This is a genomic window from Saccharothrix coeruleofusca, from assembly GCF_014648515.1.
GTDB classification, from domain to species: Bacteria; Actinomycetota; Actinomycetes; order Mycobacteriales; family Pseudonocardiaceae; genus Actinosynnema; species Actinosynnema coeruleofuscum.
In genome coordinates, this window is the sequence record NZ_BMRG01000033.1 from 1 (window position 1) to 19,843 (window position 19,843).

Genomic DNA, 19,843 nt, shown 5'->3' on the forward strand with positions numbered 1-19,843 from the left:
GCCACCGCCATGCCGCGCTCTCGCACAGCCGCGGCACGGCGGTCCGGGGTACCGCCCCCACCCTCGACGGGGGGCGGTGCCCCACCCCACGCGCCCGACACCGCCGGGCGTCATGACCGGGCACGTGGGGTGGGTCTGGCGCGCGTGTCTGGAAGACGGCGTGACGCACCAGTACCCGGCCGGTCCCGGCCTCTCCCCCACCCTGACCGCCCGCTGCGGCCGCGCCGACGCGCCGTACCGCATCGATCCCCGGCACGGCGGCGCGCCGTACTGCCGCCACTGCTACGCCGCCGCCCGCTCCGGGAGTTGCCGTGATCAAGGCCGATGAGCTCGACCTGCGCGCCGCGCTGCGCCGCTGGCCCGCGCTGCTGTCCCTGCTGGAGCTGCGCGGGTCAGGCTGGCGGTGGATGCCGCCCCCGCTCGACGACGACGGCAGCCCCGTCGAGCTGCACGGACTGCGCCTGTGGCCTGCCAGCCCGATCGTGGATGCGTTGCGCGTGCGCAACGACACCGACGCCCGTGCCATCCGCATGGACGACGAGGGCGGCTTGCTGTGGCAGCGGGACGGCGACCTCGTCGCCGTGCTGGACGCGGTGGTCGGGCTGCCGCCGCCGTGGCACCGGCACGCGCCGCGCCTGGTGATCGGCAGTGCCCCGGACGTCCCCGCCCGCCTCTGACCGCCTGCCCGGACGGGGGGTCCGGGCAGGCGGTCGGGTCCCGGCCGCTGCGCCACACCCGACCGCGCGACACCCGTAACGAGCCGTCCTCACTGAACGACGTGTGGTGAGACGCGGCCGGTGTCGACTCCGGCCGCGCAGCCGCGCCGTCGACGGGATCGGGGCGCGGCGGGACACGCGCTGGGCACGGGGAGAGGGCACGTCGAGTGAGCAGGACCATGCGGAAAAGCGGCGGCGCTCCGGCACTCCCCACCATCGAGCCGCCCGACGCGCGGGCCGTCAGCGCCGCCAAGGCGAAGGTCGGGGCGAGCGCCAAGGCGCTGCTCGCCGAGGTGCGGAGGTTCGACGAGCGGGCCACGGCGCTGCTGGACACGCCGACCGCGCTGCGGGTGGAAGCGCGACGGCAGATCGACGTCCTGGCCGAAGCGCAGGCCCGCGAAGCGCTCACCCAGCGGCCCATCACCGACCTGCGGGGACTCGTGGGCAAGGGCACCCGGCTGGGCGCGCTGTCCGACGCGGGCTACCGGACCGTGGCGGCGGTCCTCGCGGCGGAGCCGCACCAGTTGCGGGCCGTGCCGCGCATCGGGCCGCAGTCGGCCCAGCAGGTCACCGAGGCCGCGCGTCGCCTCGCCCAGGAGGTGCGGCGGGAAACCCGCCCCCGGATCGACCCCGACCACCAGTCCACCGAGCAGACCCGGCTGCTCGCCCTCCTCGCGGCCATCACGCAGGCCGACCGCACGCGGGCCACCCTCTACGAGCCGCTCCGGACGCTCATGGGGCGGCTGCGCCGCCTGGCCGAGCAAGCCGAAGCGACCACCAGCCGGGTCACCCTGTTCTTCAGCGGCCGGAAGAACAAGGAGGCCGCGCTCACCGCGCTGGCGACGCTGGACGCGCTCTTCCACCACCCCGACACGGTCGCGCTGCGGCAGACCGTCACCGACGCCGAAAGGCCCGTCGACCCCGCCGCGCACCCCTTCGCCGAGCTGTGGCAGGAGTACACGCGGGACGCCGCGAGCTTCAACGCGCTGCTGTCCACCCTCGGCGGTCACGGCGGGGACGACGACAGCGAGGCCGCGCAGGGCTTCCTGCCGGAGGAGCTGCGCCAGGAGATCACCGCCGTCCCGCTGGACACCAGCCTGCTCAAGGCCACGCTGCGCGGCTACCAGGTGTTCGGCGCGCAGTACGCGATCCACCAGAAGCGCTCGATCCTGGGCGACGAGATGGGGCTGGGCAAGACCGTGCAGGCCCTCGCCACCATGACCCACATGGCCGCGAAGGGCCAGACCCGCTTCCTCGTGGTGTGCCCGGCGAGCGTGCAGGTCAACTGGCTCAACGAGATCGCCAAGCACACCACGCTGACCGCGCACAGCCTGCACGGGGCCGACCGCGACGCGGCCGCCGGGCACTGGCTGCGGACCGGGGGCGTCGCGGTCACCACGTTCACCACCCTCGGCCGCCTCGACGGCATCACCGAGGCGGGCATAGCCATGCTCGTGGTGGACGAGGCCCACTACGTCAAGAACCCCGACTCGCAGCGCGCCCAGCACGTCGCCGAGGTCGTCGGCCGGGCACAGCGGACGCTGTTCCTCACCGGCACGCCGATGGAGAACCGGGTGGAGGAGTTCCGCAACCTGGTCGACTACCTGCAACCACGGGTGGCGCGCGGCCTGGACGCCACCGACGCGCTGGCCGGGGCCAGGCGGTTCCGGCGCGCGGTCGCGCCGGTCTACCTGCGGCGCAACCAGGAGGACGTGCTCACCGAGCTGCCCGACAAGATCGAAGTCGAGGACTGGGTCCAGCTCACCCCGGACGACACCGCCGCCTACACGGCCGCGGTGCGGGAGAAGAAGCTGATGCGGATGCGTCAGGCGGCGTTCGAAGCCCTCGGCTCCGCCAAGCTCGAACGGCTCGTCGAGATCGTGGACGAAGCCCGCGAGGACGGCCTGAAGGTCATCGTGTTCTCGTACTTCCTCGGCGTGCTCGACACCATCCGCGGCGCGCTCGGCGAAGCCGTGGTGGGGGTGCTGACCGGCTCCACGCCGCCCGCGAAGCGCCAGGAGCTCGTCAACGCCTTCAGCGGGCGCGAGGGTCACGCCGTGCTGCTCAGCCAGATCGAGGCGGGCGGGGTCGGGCTCAACGTGCAGGCCGCGTCCGTGGTGATCATCGCCGAACCGCAGTGGAAGCCCGCCACCGAGGAACAGGCCATCGCCCGCGCGCACCGGATGGGCCAGATCCGCAAGGTCCAGGTGCACCGGCTGCTGGCCAAGGACAGCGTGGACGAGCGGATGCGCGAGGTGCAGCAGCGCAAGAGCCTGCTGTTCGCCGAGTTCGCGCGCAAGAGCGACGCCAAGGAAGCCGACCGCCGGGCCGTCGACACCAGCGAGCACCGGCCCGCGTTCCTCGACGACGAGGCCATCCCGCTGGAACAGCGCATCATCCGCGCCGAGCAGCACCGCCTCGGCATCGACACCTGAGACTGCCTCGCGGCCGCCGGTAACGGGGGCGCGGCGGACAGCGACCTTTCCTGACGTGCGAGTCACGCCCCCGCCCGCGAGGGGCTACGTTCAAGGGCTCGACGGGTCGGCAGCGGTGCCCCTACCGAAAGGACAGTCCCCATGGCCGTGCACACGGAGCGAGCGTTCGAGGACGCCATCGAGGCGTCCCTGATCGACGCCGGGTGGAAGCGCGGACGGCCAGGGGACTACGACCGCGAACTCGGCCTGGACGTCGAGCAGTTGGCCGCCTTCATCGAGGCCACGCAGCCCAAGGTGTGGAAGCAATTGAAGGTGCACTACGGCGACGACGACGTCGAGGCGCGGCGGCAGTTCGCCCGGTACGTCGCCAAGGAGATCGACAAGCGCGGCGCGGTCGACGTGCTGCGGCACGGCGTGCGCGACCGGGGCCACCTGATCCGGCTGGCTTACTTCCGCCCCGCGCACACCCTCGCCGACGACGCGCTGGTCAACTACCGGCGCAACCGGCTGTCGGTGACCCGCCAGCTCGCCTACTCCGAGCGCGACCGCGGCAAGGAGCTGGACCTGGCGCTGTTCGTCAACGGCGTCCCGGTCGCCACCGCCGAGCTGAAGAACCCGCTCACCGGGCAGAACGTCGAGCACGCCAAGGACCAGTACCGGCACGACCGCGACCCGAGGGAACCGCTGTTCGCCAAGCGCACCCTGGTGCACTTCGCGGTGGACCCGGACCTGGTGTTCCTGACCACCCGGCTGGCCGGGGCCAAGACCCGCTTCCTGCCGTTCAACACCGGTTCCGAGGGGCCGGGCCGCGACGGCGGCGCGGGCAACCCGCCCGCCGCGCCCGGCCGCTACCGCACCTCCTACCTGTGGGAGGAGGTCTGGCAGCCGGAAGCGTGGCTGGACGTCATCCGCCGCTTCGTGCACCTGGAGGAGGGCGCGACCAAGAGCGCGGGCCGCAAGCCCGGCCCGCACGCCCGCACCCTCATCTTCCCCCGCTACCACCAGTGGCACGCCGTGCGCAGCCTGGTCGCCCACGCCGCCGAGCACGGCTCCGGGCACAACTACCTCGTGCAGCACTCCGCCGGGTCGGGCAAGTCCAACACCATCGCGTGGCTGGCGCACCGGCTGTCCAACCTGCACGGCGCCGACAACGAGCAGGTCTTCGACAAGGTCATCGTGATCACCGACCGGTCGGTGCTGGACCGGCAGCTGCAGGACACCATCTACCAGTTCGAGCACCGCGCGGGCGTGGTCACCAGGATCAGCGACAAGGCCGAGGGCTCCAAGTCCGAGCAGGTCAGCGCGGCGCTGGCGGGCGAGACGACGAAGATCCTGATCGTCACCCTGCAGACCTTCCCGTTCGTGCTGGAGAAGGTCGACGGGCTGCGCGGCAAGCGGTTCGCCATCATCGTCGACGAGGCGCACTCCTCCCAGTCCGGGGAGTCCGCCGCCGCCCTGAAGCGGGTGCTGACCAAGCTCGGCAGCGACGAGATCGACGAGGATGGCGACCTGCTCACCGCCTCGGGCGTCGCGCGCGGACGCCACGAGACCCTGTCCTACTTCGCGTTCACCGCCACGCCCAAGCCCAAGACGCTGGAGCTGTTCGGCACGCGCGTGGGCGAGACGGTGCGGCCGTTCCACGTCTACTCCATGCGCCAGGCCATCGAAGAGGGCTTCATCCTCGACGTGCTGCGCAACTACGTCACCTACAAGACCTACTGGCGGCTCACCGGCGGCGAGGACGGCCGCGAGGTCGACGAGCGCAAGGCCAGCGCCGCCCTCGCCCGGTTCGCCGTGCTCAGCCCGGCCAGCCTCCAGCAGCGCGCCGAGATCATCGTGGAGCACTTCGTCAAGCACACCAGGGGCCGCCTCGGCGGCCGGGCCAAGGCCATGGTGGTCACCCGCTCCCGCGAGCACGCGGTCAAGCTCTACCGCAAGATCAAGGACTACGTGGACATGCGCGGCTACGACGGCTGCGGCGTGCTGGTGGCGTTCTCCGGCGAGGTGAAGGTGGACGGCCTGGACACCGACACGGTCACCGAGCCCTCGCTCAACGGCTTCAGCGAGGCCGCGCTGCCCCAGGCGTTCGCCTACACCCGCGCCGACGACGAGCACGCCGCCGCCAACCCCAAGCCCGAGTACCGCATCCTGGTCGTGGCCGAGAAGTACCAGACCGGCTTCGACCAGCCGCTGCTGACCACGATGTACGTGGACAAGTCGCTCAAGGGCGTGGCCGCCGTGCAGACCCTGTCCCGGCTCAACCGCACCCACCCGCGCAAGGGGCAGGACGACCTGTTCGTGCTGGACTTCGCCAACGAGGCCGAGGACGTCCAGGCGTCGTTCCGGCCGTTCTTCGAAGCCACCATCACCACCCCCACCCACCCGAACCTCATCTACGACGCGCAGCGCGCGGTCATGGACCACCAGCTGCTGGTCGAGTCCGAGATGGAGGCGTTCGCCGACGAGTACGAGCGCGCCCAGCGGCACGCGGGCGACCGGGCCAAGTGGGACCGCGCGCACGCCGAGCTGTACCGGCTCACCGACCCCGCCCGCGACCGGTTCGCGCAGCTGCTCGACGACGACCCCGAGCAGGCCGAGGACTTCCGCGCCACCCTGCGCGACTACGTGCGCAAGTACGGGTTCCTCGCCCAGGTCGTCGGCTACACCGACCGCACCCTGGAACGGCTCTACGTCTACGGCAAGATGCTGCTGCCCCGGCTGCCGCGCCGCCAGGACCCCGGCATCGACCTCGGCCAGGTCGACCTGACCCACCTGCGCATCGGCAAGACCGGTGAGCACGACCTCGCCCTGGCCCCCGAGGGCGAGCAGGTGCTGCCGGGGTTCAGCGGGGACGGCGCGGGCGGGCAGCACGAACGCCCCCGCACCTCGCTGGCCGAGCTGATCGCCGAGCTCAACGAGCGGTTCGGCAGCAACCTCGGCGAGCACGACATCGTGCGCGGCTCCGCCGAAGCCGCGATGGCCGATCCGCAGGTGCGGGCCGCCGCGTTCGCCAACGACGAGGAGAACTTCGGGCACGTCTTCGACGACGTGTTCGAGGACAAGCTCTACGAGCGCATCGAGAACGACACCAAGGCGGTGCAGATGTTCGCCGACGACCCGCAGTTCAACTCCGAGCTCAAGAGCATCGCCCGCCGCTACGCCTACGAGTCGCTGCGCCGGGACGTGGCCTGACCCATGCCCGCGCCCATGCCCGTGCGCCGCACCCTGGCGCAGCGCTACGAACTGACCTCGCCCATCGGCCGCGGCGGCATGGGCGAGGTCTGGTCCGGCTACGACAAGCGGCTCGACCGGCCGATAGCGGTCAAGCTGCTGCGCTCCGACGTGCTGCCACCCGACTCGGACGCCACCACCCTGGCCAAGCGGTTCCTGCGCGAAGCCAGGCTGACCGCCCGCGTCGAGCACCCCGGCGTGCCCGCCGTGTTCGACGCGGGCGCGGAGGGCGAGCGGCTGTACCTGGTGATGCAGCTCGTCCCCGGCATCGACCTGGGCGACTTCCTCACCCAGCACCAGCCGGTGCCGGTGGAGTGGGCGGCGGCGGTGGCCGCGCAGGTCGCGTCGGTGCTGGCCGCCGCCCACGCGGTGTCCCTGGTGCACCGCGACCTCAAACCCCGCAACGTGATGATCAAGCCGGACGGCATGGTCACCGTGCTGGACTTCGGCGTGGCGACCCTGCTGGACACCGACCTCACCCGGCTCACCAGCACCGGCGAAGCCGTGGGCAGCCCCGCCTACATGTCCCCCGAGCAGGTCCTCGGCGGCGTCCCCAGCCCCCGCAGCGACCTCTACGCCCTCGGCTGCATCCTGCACGAACTGCTCGCGGGCGCACGCCCGTTCACCGCCGAAGCCACCTACCTGACCATGCGGCAGCACGTCGAGGAGCCGCCGCCCCGGCTGCGCACGCGCCGCGCCGACACCCCGGCCGCGCTGGAAGAGCTGGTGCTACAACTGCTCGCCAAGGCCCCCGAGGACCGCCCGGCCGACGCGCACGAGGTCTACGAGCGGCTGCTGCCGTTCCTGCCCACCCCACGGCCGGGCGGCGCCGCCGACGAACCGCCGACCGCCTCCGACCCCACCCGCCCGTACCGGCACCCGTTCGCCCCGCGCGGCCGCACCGCCGCCCGCAAGCAGACCCCCGCCGCCCCGCCGCAGGCGGTGGACTTCGCCGCCGTCCGCGACGAAGCGGTGGAGCTGGCCGAGGCGGGCCGGTTCAGCCAGGCCGCCGAACTCCTGGAAGACCTCCTCGACCACCCCGCCGCCCGGCACCACCCGCGCGGCCGGCGGCGCGGCGCGCGGCTCCAGCTCGCCAACACCCTGCTGCTCGGCGGCGACTACGCCCGCGCCCTGACCCAGTACGAACTCCTCGTCGCCGAGATCGGCCCCGAACGCGCCGACGACGACACCGACGTGCTGCACTGGCGGTTGCAGATCGCCGTCTGCCACGCCGCGCTCGGCCACGCCCCGGAAGCGCTGACGCACCTGGAACCCGTGCTGCGCATCCAGCAGCGGCAGCTCGGCGCGACCCACGACGAGGTCGTGGAACTGCGCCGGGAAGCGGCCAGGCTCCAGGCGTCGGCGGGCGAGGTGCGGGCAGCGGCGGCCCGGCTCCGGTCGCTGCTGGCCGACCTCGGCCCGACCCACCCCCGAGCGGCCGAGCTGCGCGCGATGCTCAACCGCTTCACCGGCTGACCCGCCGACGCCCCTGGTGCGGGGTTCCAACGCGGACTGATCAATTTCGCCCGAGATGGACTTGTGCCACCTTCGGGGGAACCGGAGCGCGTGGCACCGGTCGACGGGGGCGGGATCAGTACCGTCTGGCCGGACAAGATCGCACTACGCGCGATGGTTCGGGGTGGGTCGGTGAAGGAACGCGACACTGACGACGAAGGCCGCGACGAGCGGTACTTCGACGCGGCCGACGAGTACGAGGAGGACGACTTCGGCGGGGGCGGCCTCTTCGCGGTGGCGGCGGAACCCCGGACGATCTGCCCGCTCTGCGGGGGCATCGGCTTCATCGCGAACCACGTGTTCGCCGCGGTCCGGGGTGCTCCCGGCACCGTGGACAACGGTCGGCAGTGCCCCCACTGCCGTGGGGCGAGATCCTTCCCCGGCATGGTGATCCCCGTTTAGGCCCCGGTCGGGTCGGCACCCAGGGGGACGCGGGGCGGTTGTGTCGTACCCCTGCTCTACGGTGCCCGCATGATCGATGATCTTCAGACCGAACTGGACGAGTTGCGCGCCACGGCGATCGAAGAAGGCTTCGCCGCCGAGGACGTGGACCGCTGGCTCGCCGCCACCCGCACCTGCCTGATCCTGGACGACGAAGGCGACGGGCCAGTGGCGGGCCGCTTCGGCGGCCCGATCCTGCTTCCGCCCGGCACGCCGACCCCCGACCACCCTCTCGTCGCCACCATCGACCTCGCCGCCCTGCCCGCCGACGCGACGGGCCTCGACCTGCCCACCGACGGCCACCTGCTGCTGTTCGCCAGCCCCTGGTACACCGACGACCACGAGAACAAGGGCGCCGTGGTCCACGTCCCGGCCGGGGCGGAGGTGGAGGAGCGCGACAAGTACGGCTGGTCCCACTCCGACGACGAGGAGTACCGGGAGCAGTTCGAGGGCTTCCCGCAGAGTCCGTTCCGGGCGACGCCCGCGCTGTCCCTGTCCCCCCACGACGCCTACAACATCTCCGACGAGCTGGGCGAGTTCTGGGAGGAGCACGCCGACGGCGGGATGCTCCAGCTCGGCGGCTACGCCACGGAAGAGGCCATCAGCCCTGACGACCTGGTCGCCGAGATAGCGGAAAGCGCCGTGCACGCGGTGAAGGCGGGCCGCTGGGAGGGACCTGCCTCGGAGAAGGAGACGGACTGGGTGCTGCTGGCCGACTGGCACGTCCCCGTCACCGGCCTGGAAGGCGCCACCATCCACTGGGGAATCCAGCGCGACGACCTGGCCGCGCGACGCTTCGACCGCGTCTTCACCACGCTCTACTGGAACCCCTGACCCGGCGGACCGGGGCGTCCCGCCGCGCGGGCCGCCTCCGGTCGTGGGCTCGTCGCCGTTCATGCGGGGCGCGGGGCGGCCGGCATCATGGGCGGCATGTGCGCCTACGTCCTGGTGGCCGAGGACGAACCGAACCAGGCAGCGCTGATCGGGCGCTTCCTCGCCCGCGAGAACCACGCTTTCCTGCTGGTCGGCGACGGGCGCAGCGCGCTCGACGAGGTGCGCAGGCGGCGGCCGGACCTGCTGATCCTGGACCTCATGCTGCCCGGTGTGGACGGTTGGGACGTCTGCCGGGCGCTGCGCGCCGACCACACCGACCTGCCGGTGCTGGTGATCAGCGCGCGGGCGTCGGCCGACGACAAGCTGCTCGGGTTCGACCTGGGCGCGGACGACTACCTGGTCAAGCCCTACGACCCGCGCGAGCTGATGGCGCGGGCGCGGGCGCTGCTGCGCCGCTCCGGCGCGGGCGGCCCACCCGCCGCACCGCTGCTGCGGGTCGGTGACCTGGAGGCCGACCCGGTGCGGCACGAGGTGCGGGTGGCCGGGCGGCCGGTGGCCTGCACCCCGGCCGAGTTCCGCATCCTGTCCGTGCTGGCCGCCGAGCCGGGCCGGGTGTTCAGCCGGGCGCAGGTGCTGGACCGGGCCTACGGCCAGGACGGGTTCATCACCGAGCGGACCGTCGACGTGCACGTGCGCAACCTGCGCCGCAAGCTGGAGGTCGACCCGGCCGCCCCGGCCTACCTGCTCACCGTCTACGGCGTGGGGTACAAGCTGGTCGACGGGAGCGGCGGTGCCCGGTAGGCCGCGTGGCCTGCGGCGGCTGCTGCTCGCGGGCACGGTGCTGGTGTCGGCGTGCTCGATCGCGGCGACGACGTGGCTGTCGGTGCAGAGCACGACGGAGACGTTGCGCGCCGAGCAGGGCCGCGCCCAGGAGGGGTTGGCCCGCGTGCACGACGCCGTGCTCGGCTACGGGGCCACCCACCCCGCCTGGACCGGCGTCGCGCCGCTGCTGGCGGAGCTGAGCCGGGAGACGGGGCTGCGCATCCGGCTCACCACCCCCGAGCGGGTGCTGATCGGCGGGGCGTTCGGGCCGGACGACCCGCCGCTGGCCGACCAGCCCTCGGCGGTGGTCGACCCGCTCAACGTGGACCTCCCCGCAGGCCGGGGCGGCGCGGGCGACCGGATCGACCCGCGCGCGGTCGGCCCGTTCCGGCTCACCGCCGAGGAGCGGGAGATCTCCCGGACCCGCGCCCAGGAGGACGTGGACTGCGCGCGCGGCCGGGGTGTCGCGGCCGAGGTCCGCACGAACGAGGCGGGGCGCTCCTTCGCGTGGCCCACCACCGACGGGTGCGCGTCGTCGACGCGGACGACGGACACCGAGGAGAAAGCGCTGCGGCTGCTCAACGCCTACTCGCGGCAGTGCCACGCCGACACCGGGACGACGTACCACCCGGTGCTGCTCGACGTGGACGGCAGCCTGATGGCGCTGGTCGACGAAGGCGGGCAGCGGTCGCACGAGGAGTGCCTGGCCTCGGCCCGGCGCACCCTGCTCACCTCCTACGTCGCCCCGGCCGCGCTGCTGTTCGTGGGGGAACCGGTGCGCAGCCACACCGTGGTGGGCCTGCCCGCCGCCGGGGTCGCGCGGATCGCGCTGGCCGCCTCGCTGGTGCTGGTGCTGGCGGTCGGGGTGAGCTCCCTGCTGGCCGGGCGGGTGCTGCGGCCGCTGACCGCGCTCACCGAGGCGGCGCGGCGGATGCGCGCGGGCGACCTGTCGGCGCGGGCGCGGGTCGCGGCGCGCTGGGAGGTCGCCGAGGTCGCGGCCGCGTTCAACGACATGTCCGAGCACCTGGCGCGCGCCGAGGCGCTGCGCAAGAACCTGGTCAACGACCTGTCGCACGAGCTGCGCACCCCGCTGGGCACGATGCGCGGCTGGCTGGTGGCCGCGCAGGAGGGCGTGGCGGAGCTGGACCAGGACCTGCTGGACCTGCTGCTGCAGGAGACCCTGGTGCTGCAGCACCTGGTGGACGACTTGCAGGAGTTGGCCGCCGCCGACGCGGGCGAGCTGCGCCTGCGCCCGGAGCCGGTGGACGCCGCGGAGCTGCTGGCCGGGGTCGCCGCCGCGCACCGGGTCGAGGCGGACCTGCCGGACGGCGGCGGGCTGCCGCTGGTGGCCGACCCGGTGCGCCTGCGGCAGGTGGTGCGCAACCTCGTGGTCAACGCCGTGCAGCACACCCCGGCGGACGGGCGGGTGGTGGTGCGCGGTCGCCTGCGAGACGGGGAAGTCGTGCTGGAGGTCGTCGACAGCGGGCGCGGCATCGCGGCCGAGGACCTGCCGCACGTGTTCGACCGGTTCTGGCGGGCCGACCGCTCCCGCGCCCGCGCCACCGGCGGCCGTGGCCTCGGCCTGGCGATCGCCAAGCACCACGTGGTCGCGCACGGCGGCACGATCACCGTGACCAGCGAGGTCGGCAAGGGCACGACGTTCACCGTCCGGTTGCCCGCCGGGCGGCTGCCCGCGAAGGAATCCGAACAAGGAATCTGAACAGCGTCTTCTCAGGTTCTTCATGATCGGCCGGAATCCTGTCGGCCATGCGAATCCCGTTCACCACCGCCCTGCTGGCCACCGCGGTGGCCGCCGTGCTGACCACCGCGGGCTGCGCGTCGCAGCAGTCGCCCGACACGCGCGTGGACGCGCTCACGACCGAGCGGGCCGACGCCCGGCCGGTGGTCGCCGCCCCGACCGACCTGGCCGCCCGACCGCGCGAGCGGCTGGACATGACCACCGAGGAGGTCGACCGGCTCGCCGAGGACTACAACCGCTGCGTGGTCGAGCACAGCGGCGTGCGGCCGTCGGCGGCGGCCGCTCCGGGCGGCGAGGACCGGCCGGTGCCCGCCGCGCCGCTGAGCCCGCAGGCCGAGCGGGCGGTGGCCGAGGCCGAGGACGCCTGCCTGACGAAGAAGCCGCTGCCGCCGTGGGAGTACGACACCGCCAACCCCGAGGCCGCCGGCTTCGCCCAGCGGATGGTGATCTGCCTGCGGGACAAGGGCGTGCGGCGGGCCGAGGTCGCGACCCCGGAGCCGGGTGAGGACCGCATTCCCCTGGCCCTGGGCGGCCCCGAGAACGACCCCGCGTCCATCCGCGACGGCCTGCGGCTGATCCCGGCCTGCGAGAAGGAGCTGTCCTCGGGCGGGAAGGGGTGAGGGCCGGTCGCGACCGCCGCTCCGGCGGGCGGGTGCCGCGCGCGTTCCTCGCCGCCACGGCGCTCGTGGCGGCCACCGCGTCCCCTGCCGCCGCGTTCCCGGCCACCGCGTCCCCTGTCACCGCGTCCCAGGCCATCGCGGGCGGCAAGCCCGCCGCGATCGCCTGGACGCCGTGCCCGGACCGGCCCGAGACCGAGTGCGGCACGCTGACCAGGCCGATCGACCCGGAGCGGCCGGAGCTGGGCACGTTCCCGATGGCGCTGGCCCGCCACCGCGCGACCGACCCCGCCCGCCGCGTCGGCGTGCTGGTGGTCAACCCCGGCGGTCCGGGCCAGTCCGGTGTCGACTTCGCCTCCGGCGCCCGGTGGTACTTCAGCCCCGAGGTGCTGGCGCGGTTCGACGTCGTCGGCTTCGACCCGCGTGGTGTGGGCGACAGCCAGCCGGTGCGCTGCTCGGTCGAGCTGCAGTTCGGCGGCCCCGGCACGCACCCGACCGACCGGGCCGGGTTCGAACGGCTGCGCGAGCACAACCGGCTGCTGCGCGAGGACTGCGCCCGGCACTCCGGGCCGATCATCGACCACGTCTCCACCGAGGAGGTCGTGGGCGATGTCGACGCGCTGCGCCAGGCGCTGGGCGAGGACCGGATCACCTACTACGGCCTGTCCTACGGCACGGTCATCGGCCAGCGCTACGCCGAGCGCCACGGTGACCGGGTGCGCGCGATGCTGCTGGACTCGGTGGTGGACCGGGGAGTGGACGCCCGCGAGCACGTGGCCGCCTCCGCCCGCGCCGCCGCGGACGTGCTCGCGCGGTGGCTGCGGTGGAACGAGCGCACCGCGTCCTCCCCCCTGCACGGTCGGGACGCGGGCGCGCTGTGGGACGAGCTGATGGCCAGTGCCGCGCGCGGTGAGCTGGCCGATCCGGACGACCCGACCCGGCGGATCACCCCGCACGACCTGAGCGGCAACCTCACCGCCAGCGCGTACCTGCCCGACTGGGAGGGCTTCAGCGCCTGGGTGCTCGCCCTGCGCGACGGCGCTCCCGCCGCACGGGCGGCCTCCCGCGCCAGCGGCGGCGACCCGTCCCTGTTCGCGACCGCGTTCCAGGCCATCACGTGCGCCGACCTGAGCTTCCGGGTGCGGACCCACGCCGAGTACGCGGCGCTGACCCGGCTGGAGAACCGGATCTCCCCGCGCACCGCCGGGTCCTTGCGCGGCAACACCGCCATGACCGGCTGCCTCGGCGTCCCCGACACCCGCACCCCGCAGCGGCCCGGCGCCATGCGCACCACCGTGCCGACGCTGCTGCTCAACAGCGGGCACGACCCCTCGACCCCGCACGAGTGGGCGGTCGCCGTGCGGCGTCAGCAACCCCGCTCCACCGTGCTGGTGACCTACGAGGGCGACGGGCACGGCGTCTACGACCGCAGCGACTGCACCCGGCGGGTCGGCGACGACTACCTGTTGTCGCTCTCGCTGCCGTCCGACGGGACCACCTGTCCCGCGGTGGACGAGTAGAACCAGAACATCCGAGGAGCTGTCCACATGAGACTGAAAACGGTCCGAGTCCTGACGGCGGCGCTGGCCGTGCTGGTCGCCGCCCCGACGATCCCGGCCACCGCGTCCGAAAAGGACACCGGTCGCATCGAGTACACCTTGGGGGACACGGCGTTCAAGGTTCCGGGGTTCCTCAACGCCGACCGCACGGCGGAAGCCGAGATCGAGCTGACCGGCGTCGTGCGCCACCCACGGCACTTCACCGGCAGGCGGCCGGTGGTGATGCTCGCGCACGGCCTGTGGTACTCGTGCGCCGGGGAGACCATGGGCTGGCCCTGCCCGGCGGGAACCGCCCCGACGCGCAGCTACCTCGGCTACGACTACCTCGCCGAGTCGCTGGCCGAACAGGGCTTCGTGGTCGTGTCCGTGAGCGTCAACGGCATCAACGCGGGCGAGCTGGGGCAGCCCGCAGACATGGCGCGAGCGGCGCTGGTGAACGAGCACCTGGAGATGCTCCGCGACGCGGACGCGGGCCGGGGACCGCTGGCGCGACCCCTGCGCGTGCTGCGGAACCGCCTGGACCTGACCAACGTCGGCCTGGTGGGGCACTCGCGCGGCGGACGGGGCGTGGTCTGGCAGGCTGCCGACATCCACGCGGGCGACCTGCCCCGAGGCGTGCGCCTGCGGGCGGTCGTGCCCATCGCGCCCGCCGACTACTACGCGCCCGACGCCGAGTCACCCGAGAACCTCAAGTACCGCATCACCCGGATTCCGTTCGCCGTGCTGGCGGGCGACTGCGACGGCGGGGCCGCGATGAACCACCGCACCTTCGCCAGGAACGCCGCCGGGCACAACCTCGTCCCCTTCCACGAAGTCGACCTGGCCGGGGCCAACCACAACTTCTTCAACTCCGAGTGGGCCTACGACAACGACAGCGGCTGCGCCCCCGAGGACACCTGGACCGAGCGTGAGCAGCAGGACGTCACGGTCCGCTACATCAGCTCGTTCCTGCGGCTGCACATGCTCGGCGACACCTCCGCCGAACAGCTGGTCGTCAACGGGTTCCCAGGGGTCGAGGTCACCACTCACCGGCCGATCGGCTGAAACCCAGTGGGCGCGTTGTGCCGTGCTCCTCCTCTGCGGTGGACGTTGTGATCGATGAGCTGCAGGCCCGGTTGAGCCAGTTCCGCGACGACGCGGTCGAGCAGGGGATCGCCGCCGAGGACGTGGACCGCTGGCTGGCCGCCGCCCGTCCCAGCGCGACGCTGGCGCGACAGGGGGACGGGCCGGTGGTGGGCCGCTGCTGCTCCCGGTCGACACCCCGGACCCGATCCACCCCTTCGTCGCCACCATCGATCTCGCGGCCCTGTCCACCGACGGCCACCTGCTGCTGGCCGACTGGCACCTCGACGTCACCGACGTGGAAGAGGCCACCGTGCACTGGGCGATCCAGCGCGACGACCTTGCCGCACGGCGCTTCGACCGCACGTTCGCCTCGCTCCACTGGAACCCCTGACCCGGCGGGTCGTGGCCGCGTAACCGTTGTGTCGTACCCCTGCCCTACGGTGCCCGCATGATCGATGATCTTCAGACCGAACTGGACGAGTTGCGCGCCACGGCGATCGAAGAGGGCTTCGCCGCCGAGGAAGTGGACCGCTGGCTCGCCGCCACCCGCACCTGCCTGATCCTGGACCACGAAGGCGACGGGCCAGTGGCGGGCCGCTTCGGCGGCCCACCACTGCTCCCAGCCGACACCCCCACGCCCGACCACCCCCTCGTCGCCACCATCGACCTCGCCGCCCTGCCCCCAGGCACGACGGGCCTCGACCTGCCCACCGACGGCCAACTGCTGCTGTTCGCCAGCCCCTGGTACCTCACCGACTTCGACAACGTGGGCGCCGTGGTGCACGTCCCGGCCGGGGCTGCGGTGGAGGAGCGGGACAGGTACGGCTGGCGCTGGTCCGACGACGAGGAGTACCGGGAGCAGTTCGCGGAGTTCTCGCAGGGACCGTTCCGGGCGATCCCCGCGCTGTCGCTGTCCCCCCACGACGCCTACAACATCTCCGACGAGCTCGGCGAGTTCTGGGAGGAGCACGCGGACATCGGGATGCTCCAGCTCGGCGGATACGGCACGGAATCGGGCATCAGCCCCTACGACCTGGTCACCGAGATAGCGGAAAGCGCCGTGCACGCGGTGAAGGCAGGCCGCTGGGAGGGACCGGTCTCGGAGAAGGAGACGGACTGGGTGCTGCTGGCCGACTGGCACGCCGGCATCACCGGCCTGGAAGGCGCCGTCATCCACTGGGGAATCCAGCGCGACGACCTGGCCGCGCGGCGCTTCGACCGCGCCTACGCCACGCTCTACTGGAACCCCTGACCCGACGGGTCGTGCCCGCGGAACCGTTGTGTCGTACCCCTCCTCTACGGTGCACGCCATGATCGATGAGCTGCAGACCCGGTTAAGCCAGTTCCGCGACGACGCGGTCGAGCAGGGGATCGCCGCCGAGGACGTGGACCGCTGGCTGGCCGCCGCCCGTCCCAGCGCGACGCTGGCGCGACAGGGGGACGGGCCGGTGGTGGGCCACTTCGGCGGCCCGCTCCTGCTCCCGGCCGACACCCCGGACCTGATCCACCCCTTCGTCGCCACCATCGACCTCGCGGCCCTGCCCGCCGACGCGACGGACCTCGACCTGCCCGCCGACGGCCACCTGCTGCTGTTCGCCAGCCCCTGGGACAGCGACAGCGCGGAAAGCGCGGGCGCGGCGGTGTACGTCCCTGCGGGCACGGCCGTGCAGGAGCGGGACAAGTACCGCTGGCGCTGGTCCGACGACGAGGAGAGCCGGGAGCTGTTCGAGAGATTCCCGCAGGGACCGCTGCGGGCGACACCCACCGTGTCCCTGCCCGAAGACCTCGGCTACAGCATCTCCGAGCGGCTCCTCAAGCTCTGGGGGGAGAACTGGGAGGGGACGGCGAGCTGGGGGATGCTCCAGCTCGGCGGGTACGGCACCGAGGCGGCCATCGGCGGGAACCCGGTCTCCGACGTCGTGTTCTTCGCCCAGAAGGCCATGGAAGACGGCCACTGGGAAGGACCGATCTCGACGGAGGTCTCCGACTGGGTGCTGCTGGCCGACTGGCACCTCGACGTCACCGGCCTGGAAGGTGCCACCATGCACTGGGCGATCCAACGCGACGACCTTGCCGCACGGCGCTTCGACCGCACGTTCGCCTCGCTCTACTGGAACCCCTGACCGGCCCGCCCCGCTCCCCGCGACCACGCGGGGAGCGGGGCGACCTCAGCAGCCCGATGACCGATCAGCCCAGGTGCTCGATCGCGACACCGTCCCACCGGTCGGCGAGGTACTCCGCGACCAGAATCGTGCTGTGCGACCGCTACGTCGCTCCTCCTCCGTGCGGCGCGCACAGCCACTTCGAAGCAGGCCCCGCTACCAGTCGGACGGAAGCCGAGCTGTACGCGGACACCATCCACCGCCTGACCCGACGCAACTACCCGATACTCGCAATCGATACGACGAAAAGCGCAACAGAGCAGGTAGTTGACATGATCGCCCAACGAATTGTGCAACTGGCGGCCCATTCAGGAGGCGAATGACATACCGCGTAAGCTGCGCCGGGTCCCAAACCGCGTGAGCAGCTTATGAGGACCCATGGCCGACCGTCACCTGATCGACGTCCACGTCCTCCTCGTCCGCGACGACGACGTCCTGCTCACCCGCCGCCGCGACCCCAATCCACTCTTCGACGGCCTGTGGCACCTGCCCTCCGGCAAGCTCGACGCGGGGGAGTCGGTCCTCGACGCCGCCATCCGCGAAGCCGAGGAAGAAGTCGGCGTCCACCTCAACCCCGCCGACCTGCGTCTGGTCCACACCCTCCACGTCAACGGCTCGGGCCCCGAACCCCGCCTCGGCCTCTTCTTCGAAGCCCGCCACTGGACCGGCACACCGACCAACCGGGAACCCGACAAGTGCTCCGCGGTCCGCTGGTTCCCCCTCGACAACCTGCCCGACCGGCTCATCGACTACCCGGCCGCAGGCATTCACGCCTACCGCGCCGCAGCCACCTTCAGCACCCGTGGCTGGGCTCGGCAACCGGTAAAACTCTGAGACAGACCCGATCGGGTATCTCGACCCGCGCGACAGTAGCGCGGCAAAGACGACGATCCGGAGGCGATTACTCTTCACGCGAAGAGCGGGTTTCCGAGCGTTCCGCACAATTTTGGCCATCGGTGGGCGAACGCTCACCCCAGGTCGGCGAGCTTGCGCGCCAGCACGGCGCGCTCGCGGTCGTTGCCGCACAGCCGCGCGGCGCGCTCCAGCTCGGCACGCGCCTGCTCCACCCGTCCCAGGCGGGTGAGCAGTTCCCCCCGGACGGTCGGCAGCAGGTGCGAGTTCGCCAGCGCCCCGGCCGCCGCCAGCTCGTCCACGATCGGCAGCGCGGCGGCCGGTCCGTCGGCCATGGAGACCGCCACCGCCCGGTTGAGCTCGACCACCGGGGAGGGCGCGAGCCTGCCCAGCGCCTCGTAGAGCAGCACCACCCGCTCCCAGTCCGTCTCCTCGACCGACGGGGCGACGGCGTGGCACTCGGCTATCGCCGCCTGCAGGCCGTACGCGCCCAGGCCGCGCCCGACCTGCTGCGCGCGGGCCAGCGCGGCCCGCCCCCGGCGGATCGCGGCCCGGTCCCACAGCCTGCGGTCCTGGTGCTCCAGCAGCACCGGTTCGCCGTCCGGCCCGGTGCGTGCGGGGAAGCGCGCCGCGGTCAGCTCCAGCAGCGCCAGCAGGCCGTGCGCCTCGGCCTCGTCGGGCACCAGCCGGGCCAGCACCCGCGCCAGGCGCTGCGCCTCACCCGCCAGGTCGAACCGGATCAGCCGCTCGCCGGAGCTGGCCGTGGACCCCTCGGTGAAGATCACGTAGATGACGTTGAGCACCGAGCCGAGCCGCTCGGCGCGGTGCTCAACGGGCGGCACCTCGAACGGCACCCCCGCCGCCAGCAGGGTCTTCTTCGCCCTGGTGATGCGGGCCTGCACGGTGGCGGTCGGCACCAGGAACGCCCTGGCGATCTCGTCGCTGGTCAGGCCGCCGACCACGCGCAGGGTCAGCGCCACCCTGGCCTCCCGCGACAGCACGGGGTGGCAGGCGGTGAACATCAGCGCCAGCACGTCGTCGTCGATCTGGTCCGGGTCCCACGGCGCGTCCTCGGGCGCGCCGCCCTCGTCCAGGTCGCGGGCGAGGGCGGCGTAGCGCTCTTCGAGCGCCGAGCGCCTGCGGAAGGCGTCGATCGCGCGGCGCTTGCCCACCGTGAGCAGCCAGGCAGCCGGGGTGCGGGGCACCCCCTCGCGCGGCCAGGTCACCAGGGCTTCGGCCAGCGCCTCCTGCGCCAGGTCCTCGGCCAGCGCGAAGTCGCCGGTGTAGCGGGCGAGCGCGCCGACGATCCGCGCGGACTCGATCCGCCACACGGCCGCGACGGCTTCGCGGCCGGTGGGGTCGCCCGTCCCGCTCAGAGCTGGCCGGTCGCCTCGCGCCACGCCCGCTCCTTCTGAATCCACACGTTGTCCTGCGGGAACTCGTCGATCGAGGGGACCCGGCGGACCTCGGTCTTGAAACCGGGGCCCGGCACCGGCAGCCGCTTGGCCCACTCCACGGCCTCCTCCTTGGAGGCCACGTTGAGGATGTAGAACCCGCCGAACAGCTCCTTGGTCTCCCCGTACGGGCCGTCGGTGACCACGGGCGGCTCCGCCGAGTGGTCCACCACGACGCCCTGGTCGGCGTCGTCGAGCCCCTCCGCGGCGATCAGCACACCCGCCCTGATCAGCTCGTCGTTGAACTTGCCCATGATGTCGATCATCTCGTTGAGGTCGATCTCCCCCATCTTCGCCAGGCCCTCGTCGGTGGCGCGCATGATCAGCATGTACTTCACGGTCGTGTCTCCCTGGGCGGTCCGGGTCCCTTTCGGACCCTCT

The 19,843-nt window shown here is 72.8% G+C and carries 17 protein-coding genes; 14 read left to right on the forward strand and 3 right to left on the reverse strand.

Annotated elements, in window-relative coordinates:
- The first annotated feature begins 311 nt into the window (after window positions 1-311).
- From IEZ00_RS35165 to IEZ00_RS35215, 11 genes are all read left to right on the forward strand, one after another.
- The gene (locus IEZ00_RS35165) at window positions 312-677 is read left to right on the forward strand and encodes a hypothetical protein (protein WP_229796410.1); all 366 of its coding nucleotides are present in this window, start codon (window positions 312-314) and stop codon (window positions 675-677) included.
- Window positions 678-895: 218 nt separating this feature from the next.
- Window positions 896-3,151 (forward strand): DEAD/DEAH box helicase, encoded by a 2,256-nt coding sequence (locus IEZ00_RS35170; RefSeq protein WP_189227678.1) that lies wholly within the window; start codon window positions 896-898, stop codon window positions 3,149-3,151.
- Between the two features lie 141 nt (window positions 3,152-3,292).
- Complete coding sequence (locus tag IEZ00_RS35175; protein ID WP_189227679.1) at window positions 3,293-6,343, forward strand: type I restriction endonuclease subunit R; 3,051 nt, start codon at window positions 3,293-3,295, stop codon at window positions 6,341-6,343.
- Between the two features lie 3 nt (window positions 6,344-6,346).
- Window positions 6,347-7,858: a serine/threonine-protein kinase gene (locus IEZ00_RS35180; protein ID WP_189227680.1), complete on the forward strand. Its 1,512-nt coding sequence runs from the start codon at window positions 6,347-6,349 to the stop codon at window positions 7,856-7,858.
- Between the two features lie 171 nt (window positions 7,859-8,029).
- Window positions 8,030-8,299, forward strand: coding sequence for a hypothetical protein (locus tag IEZ00_RS35185; RefSeq protein ID WP_189227708.1), 270 nt, complete (start codon window positions 8,030-8,032; stop codon window positions 8,297-8,299).
- A 69-nt stretch (window positions 8,300-8,368) separates the two neighbouring features.
- The gene (locus tag IEZ00_RS35190; protein WP_189227681.1) at window positions 8,369-9,172 is read left to right on the forward strand and encodes a DUF1963 domain-containing protein; all 804 of its coding nucleotides are present in this window, start codon (window positions 8,369-8,371) and stop codon (window positions 9,170-9,172) included.
- A gap of 96 nt (window positions 9,173-9,268) precedes the next feature.
- On the forward strand, window positions 9,269-9,973 hold the full coding sequence (locus IEZ00_RS35195; RefSeq protein WP_189227682.1) for a response regulator transcription factor: 705 nt from the start codon (window positions 9,269-9,271) through the stop codon (window positions 9,971-9,973).
- The gene (locus IEZ00_RS35200) at window positions 9,963-11,714 is read left to right on the forward strand and encodes a sensor histidine kinase (RefSeq protein WP_189227683.1); all 1,752 of its coding nucleotides are present in this window, start codon (window positions 9,963-9,965) and stop codon (window positions 11,712-11,714) included. The genes IEZ00_RS35195 and IEZ00_RS35200 overlap by 11 nt, the downstream gene beginning before the upstream one ends.
- Before the next feature lie 47 nt (window positions 11,715-11,761).
- Entirely contained in the window at window positions 11,762-12,373 is a 612-nt protein-coding gene (locus tag IEZ00_RS35205; RefSeq protein WP_189227684.1) for a hypothetical protein, read from the forward strand.
- Window positions 12,370-13,890, forward strand: a complete 1,521-nt coding sequence (locus IEZ00_RS35210; protein ID WP_189227685.1) for an alpha/beta fold hydrolase — start codon at window positions 12,370-12,372, stop codon at window positions 13,888-13,890. The genes IEZ00_RS35205 and IEZ00_RS35210 overlap by 4 nt, the downstream gene beginning before the upstream one ends.
- Before the next feature lie 27 nt (window positions 13,891-13,917).
- Window positions 13,918-14,973 (forward strand): alpha/beta hydrolase family protein, encoded by a 1,056-nt coding sequence (locus IEZ00_RS35215; RefSeq protein WP_189227686.1) that lies wholly within the window; start codon window positions 13,918-13,920, stop codon window positions 14,971-14,973.
- On the opposite strand, the gene IEZ00_RS35220 is transcribed toward IEZ00_RS35215, so the two are convergent.
- Entirely contained in the window at window positions 14,948-15,373 is a 426-nt protein-coding gene (locus IEZ00_RS35220) for a hypothetical protein (RefSeq protein ID WP_189227687.1), read from the reverse strand. The two genes, IEZ00_RS35215 and IEZ00_RS35220, sit on opposite strands and share 26 nt — an antisense overlap.
- A gap of 69 nt (window positions 15,374-15,442) precedes the next feature.
- On the opposite strand from IEZ00_RS35220, the gene IEZ00_RS35225 reads away from it, so the two are divergent.
- From IEZ00_RS35225 to IEZ00_RS35235, 3 genes are all read left to right on the forward strand, one after another.
- A complete protein-coding gene (locus IEZ00_RS35225; RefSeq protein ID WP_189227688.1) occupies window positions 15,443-16,246 on the forward strand; it encodes a DUF1963 domain-containing protein in 804 nt (267 codons plus the stop codon).
- A 58-nt stretch (window positions 16,247-16,304) separates the two neighbouring features.
- Window positions 16,305-17,117 (forward strand): DUF1963 domain-containing protein, encoded by an 813-nt coding sequence (locus tag IEZ00_RS35230; RefSeq protein ID WP_189227689.1) that lies wholly within the window; start codon window positions 16,305-16,307, stop codon window positions 17,115-17,117.
- Between the two features lie 417 nt (window positions 17,118-17,534).
- Window positions 17,535-17,990: an NUDIX hydrolase gene (locus tag IEZ00_RS35235; RefSeq protein ID WP_189227690.1), complete on the forward strand. Its 456-nt coding sequence runs from the start codon at window positions 17,535-17,537 to the stop codon at window positions 17,988-17,990.
- A gap of 134 nt (window positions 17,991-18,124) precedes the next feature.
- Here IEZ00_RS35235 and IEZ00_RS35240 read toward each other — a convergent pair whose 3' ends face one another.
- Together IEZ00_RS35240 and IEZ00_RS35245 are read right to left on the reverse strand one after the other, a co-directional pair.
- Window positions 18,125-19,384, reverse strand: coding sequence for an RNA polymerase sigma factor (locus IEZ00_RS35240; protein ID WP_373293260.1), 1,260 nt, complete (start codon window positions 19,382-19,384; stop codon window positions 18,125-18,127).
- On the reverse strand, window positions 19,381-19,800 hold the full coding sequence (locus IEZ00_RS35245) for a YciI family protein (RefSeq protein ID WP_189227692.1): 420 nt from the start codon (window positions 19,798-19,800) through the stop codon (window positions 19,381-19,383). The genes IEZ00_RS35240 and IEZ00_RS35245 overlap by 4 nt, the downstream gene beginning before the upstream one ends.
- Window positions 19,801-19,843: the final 43 nt, after the last annotated feature.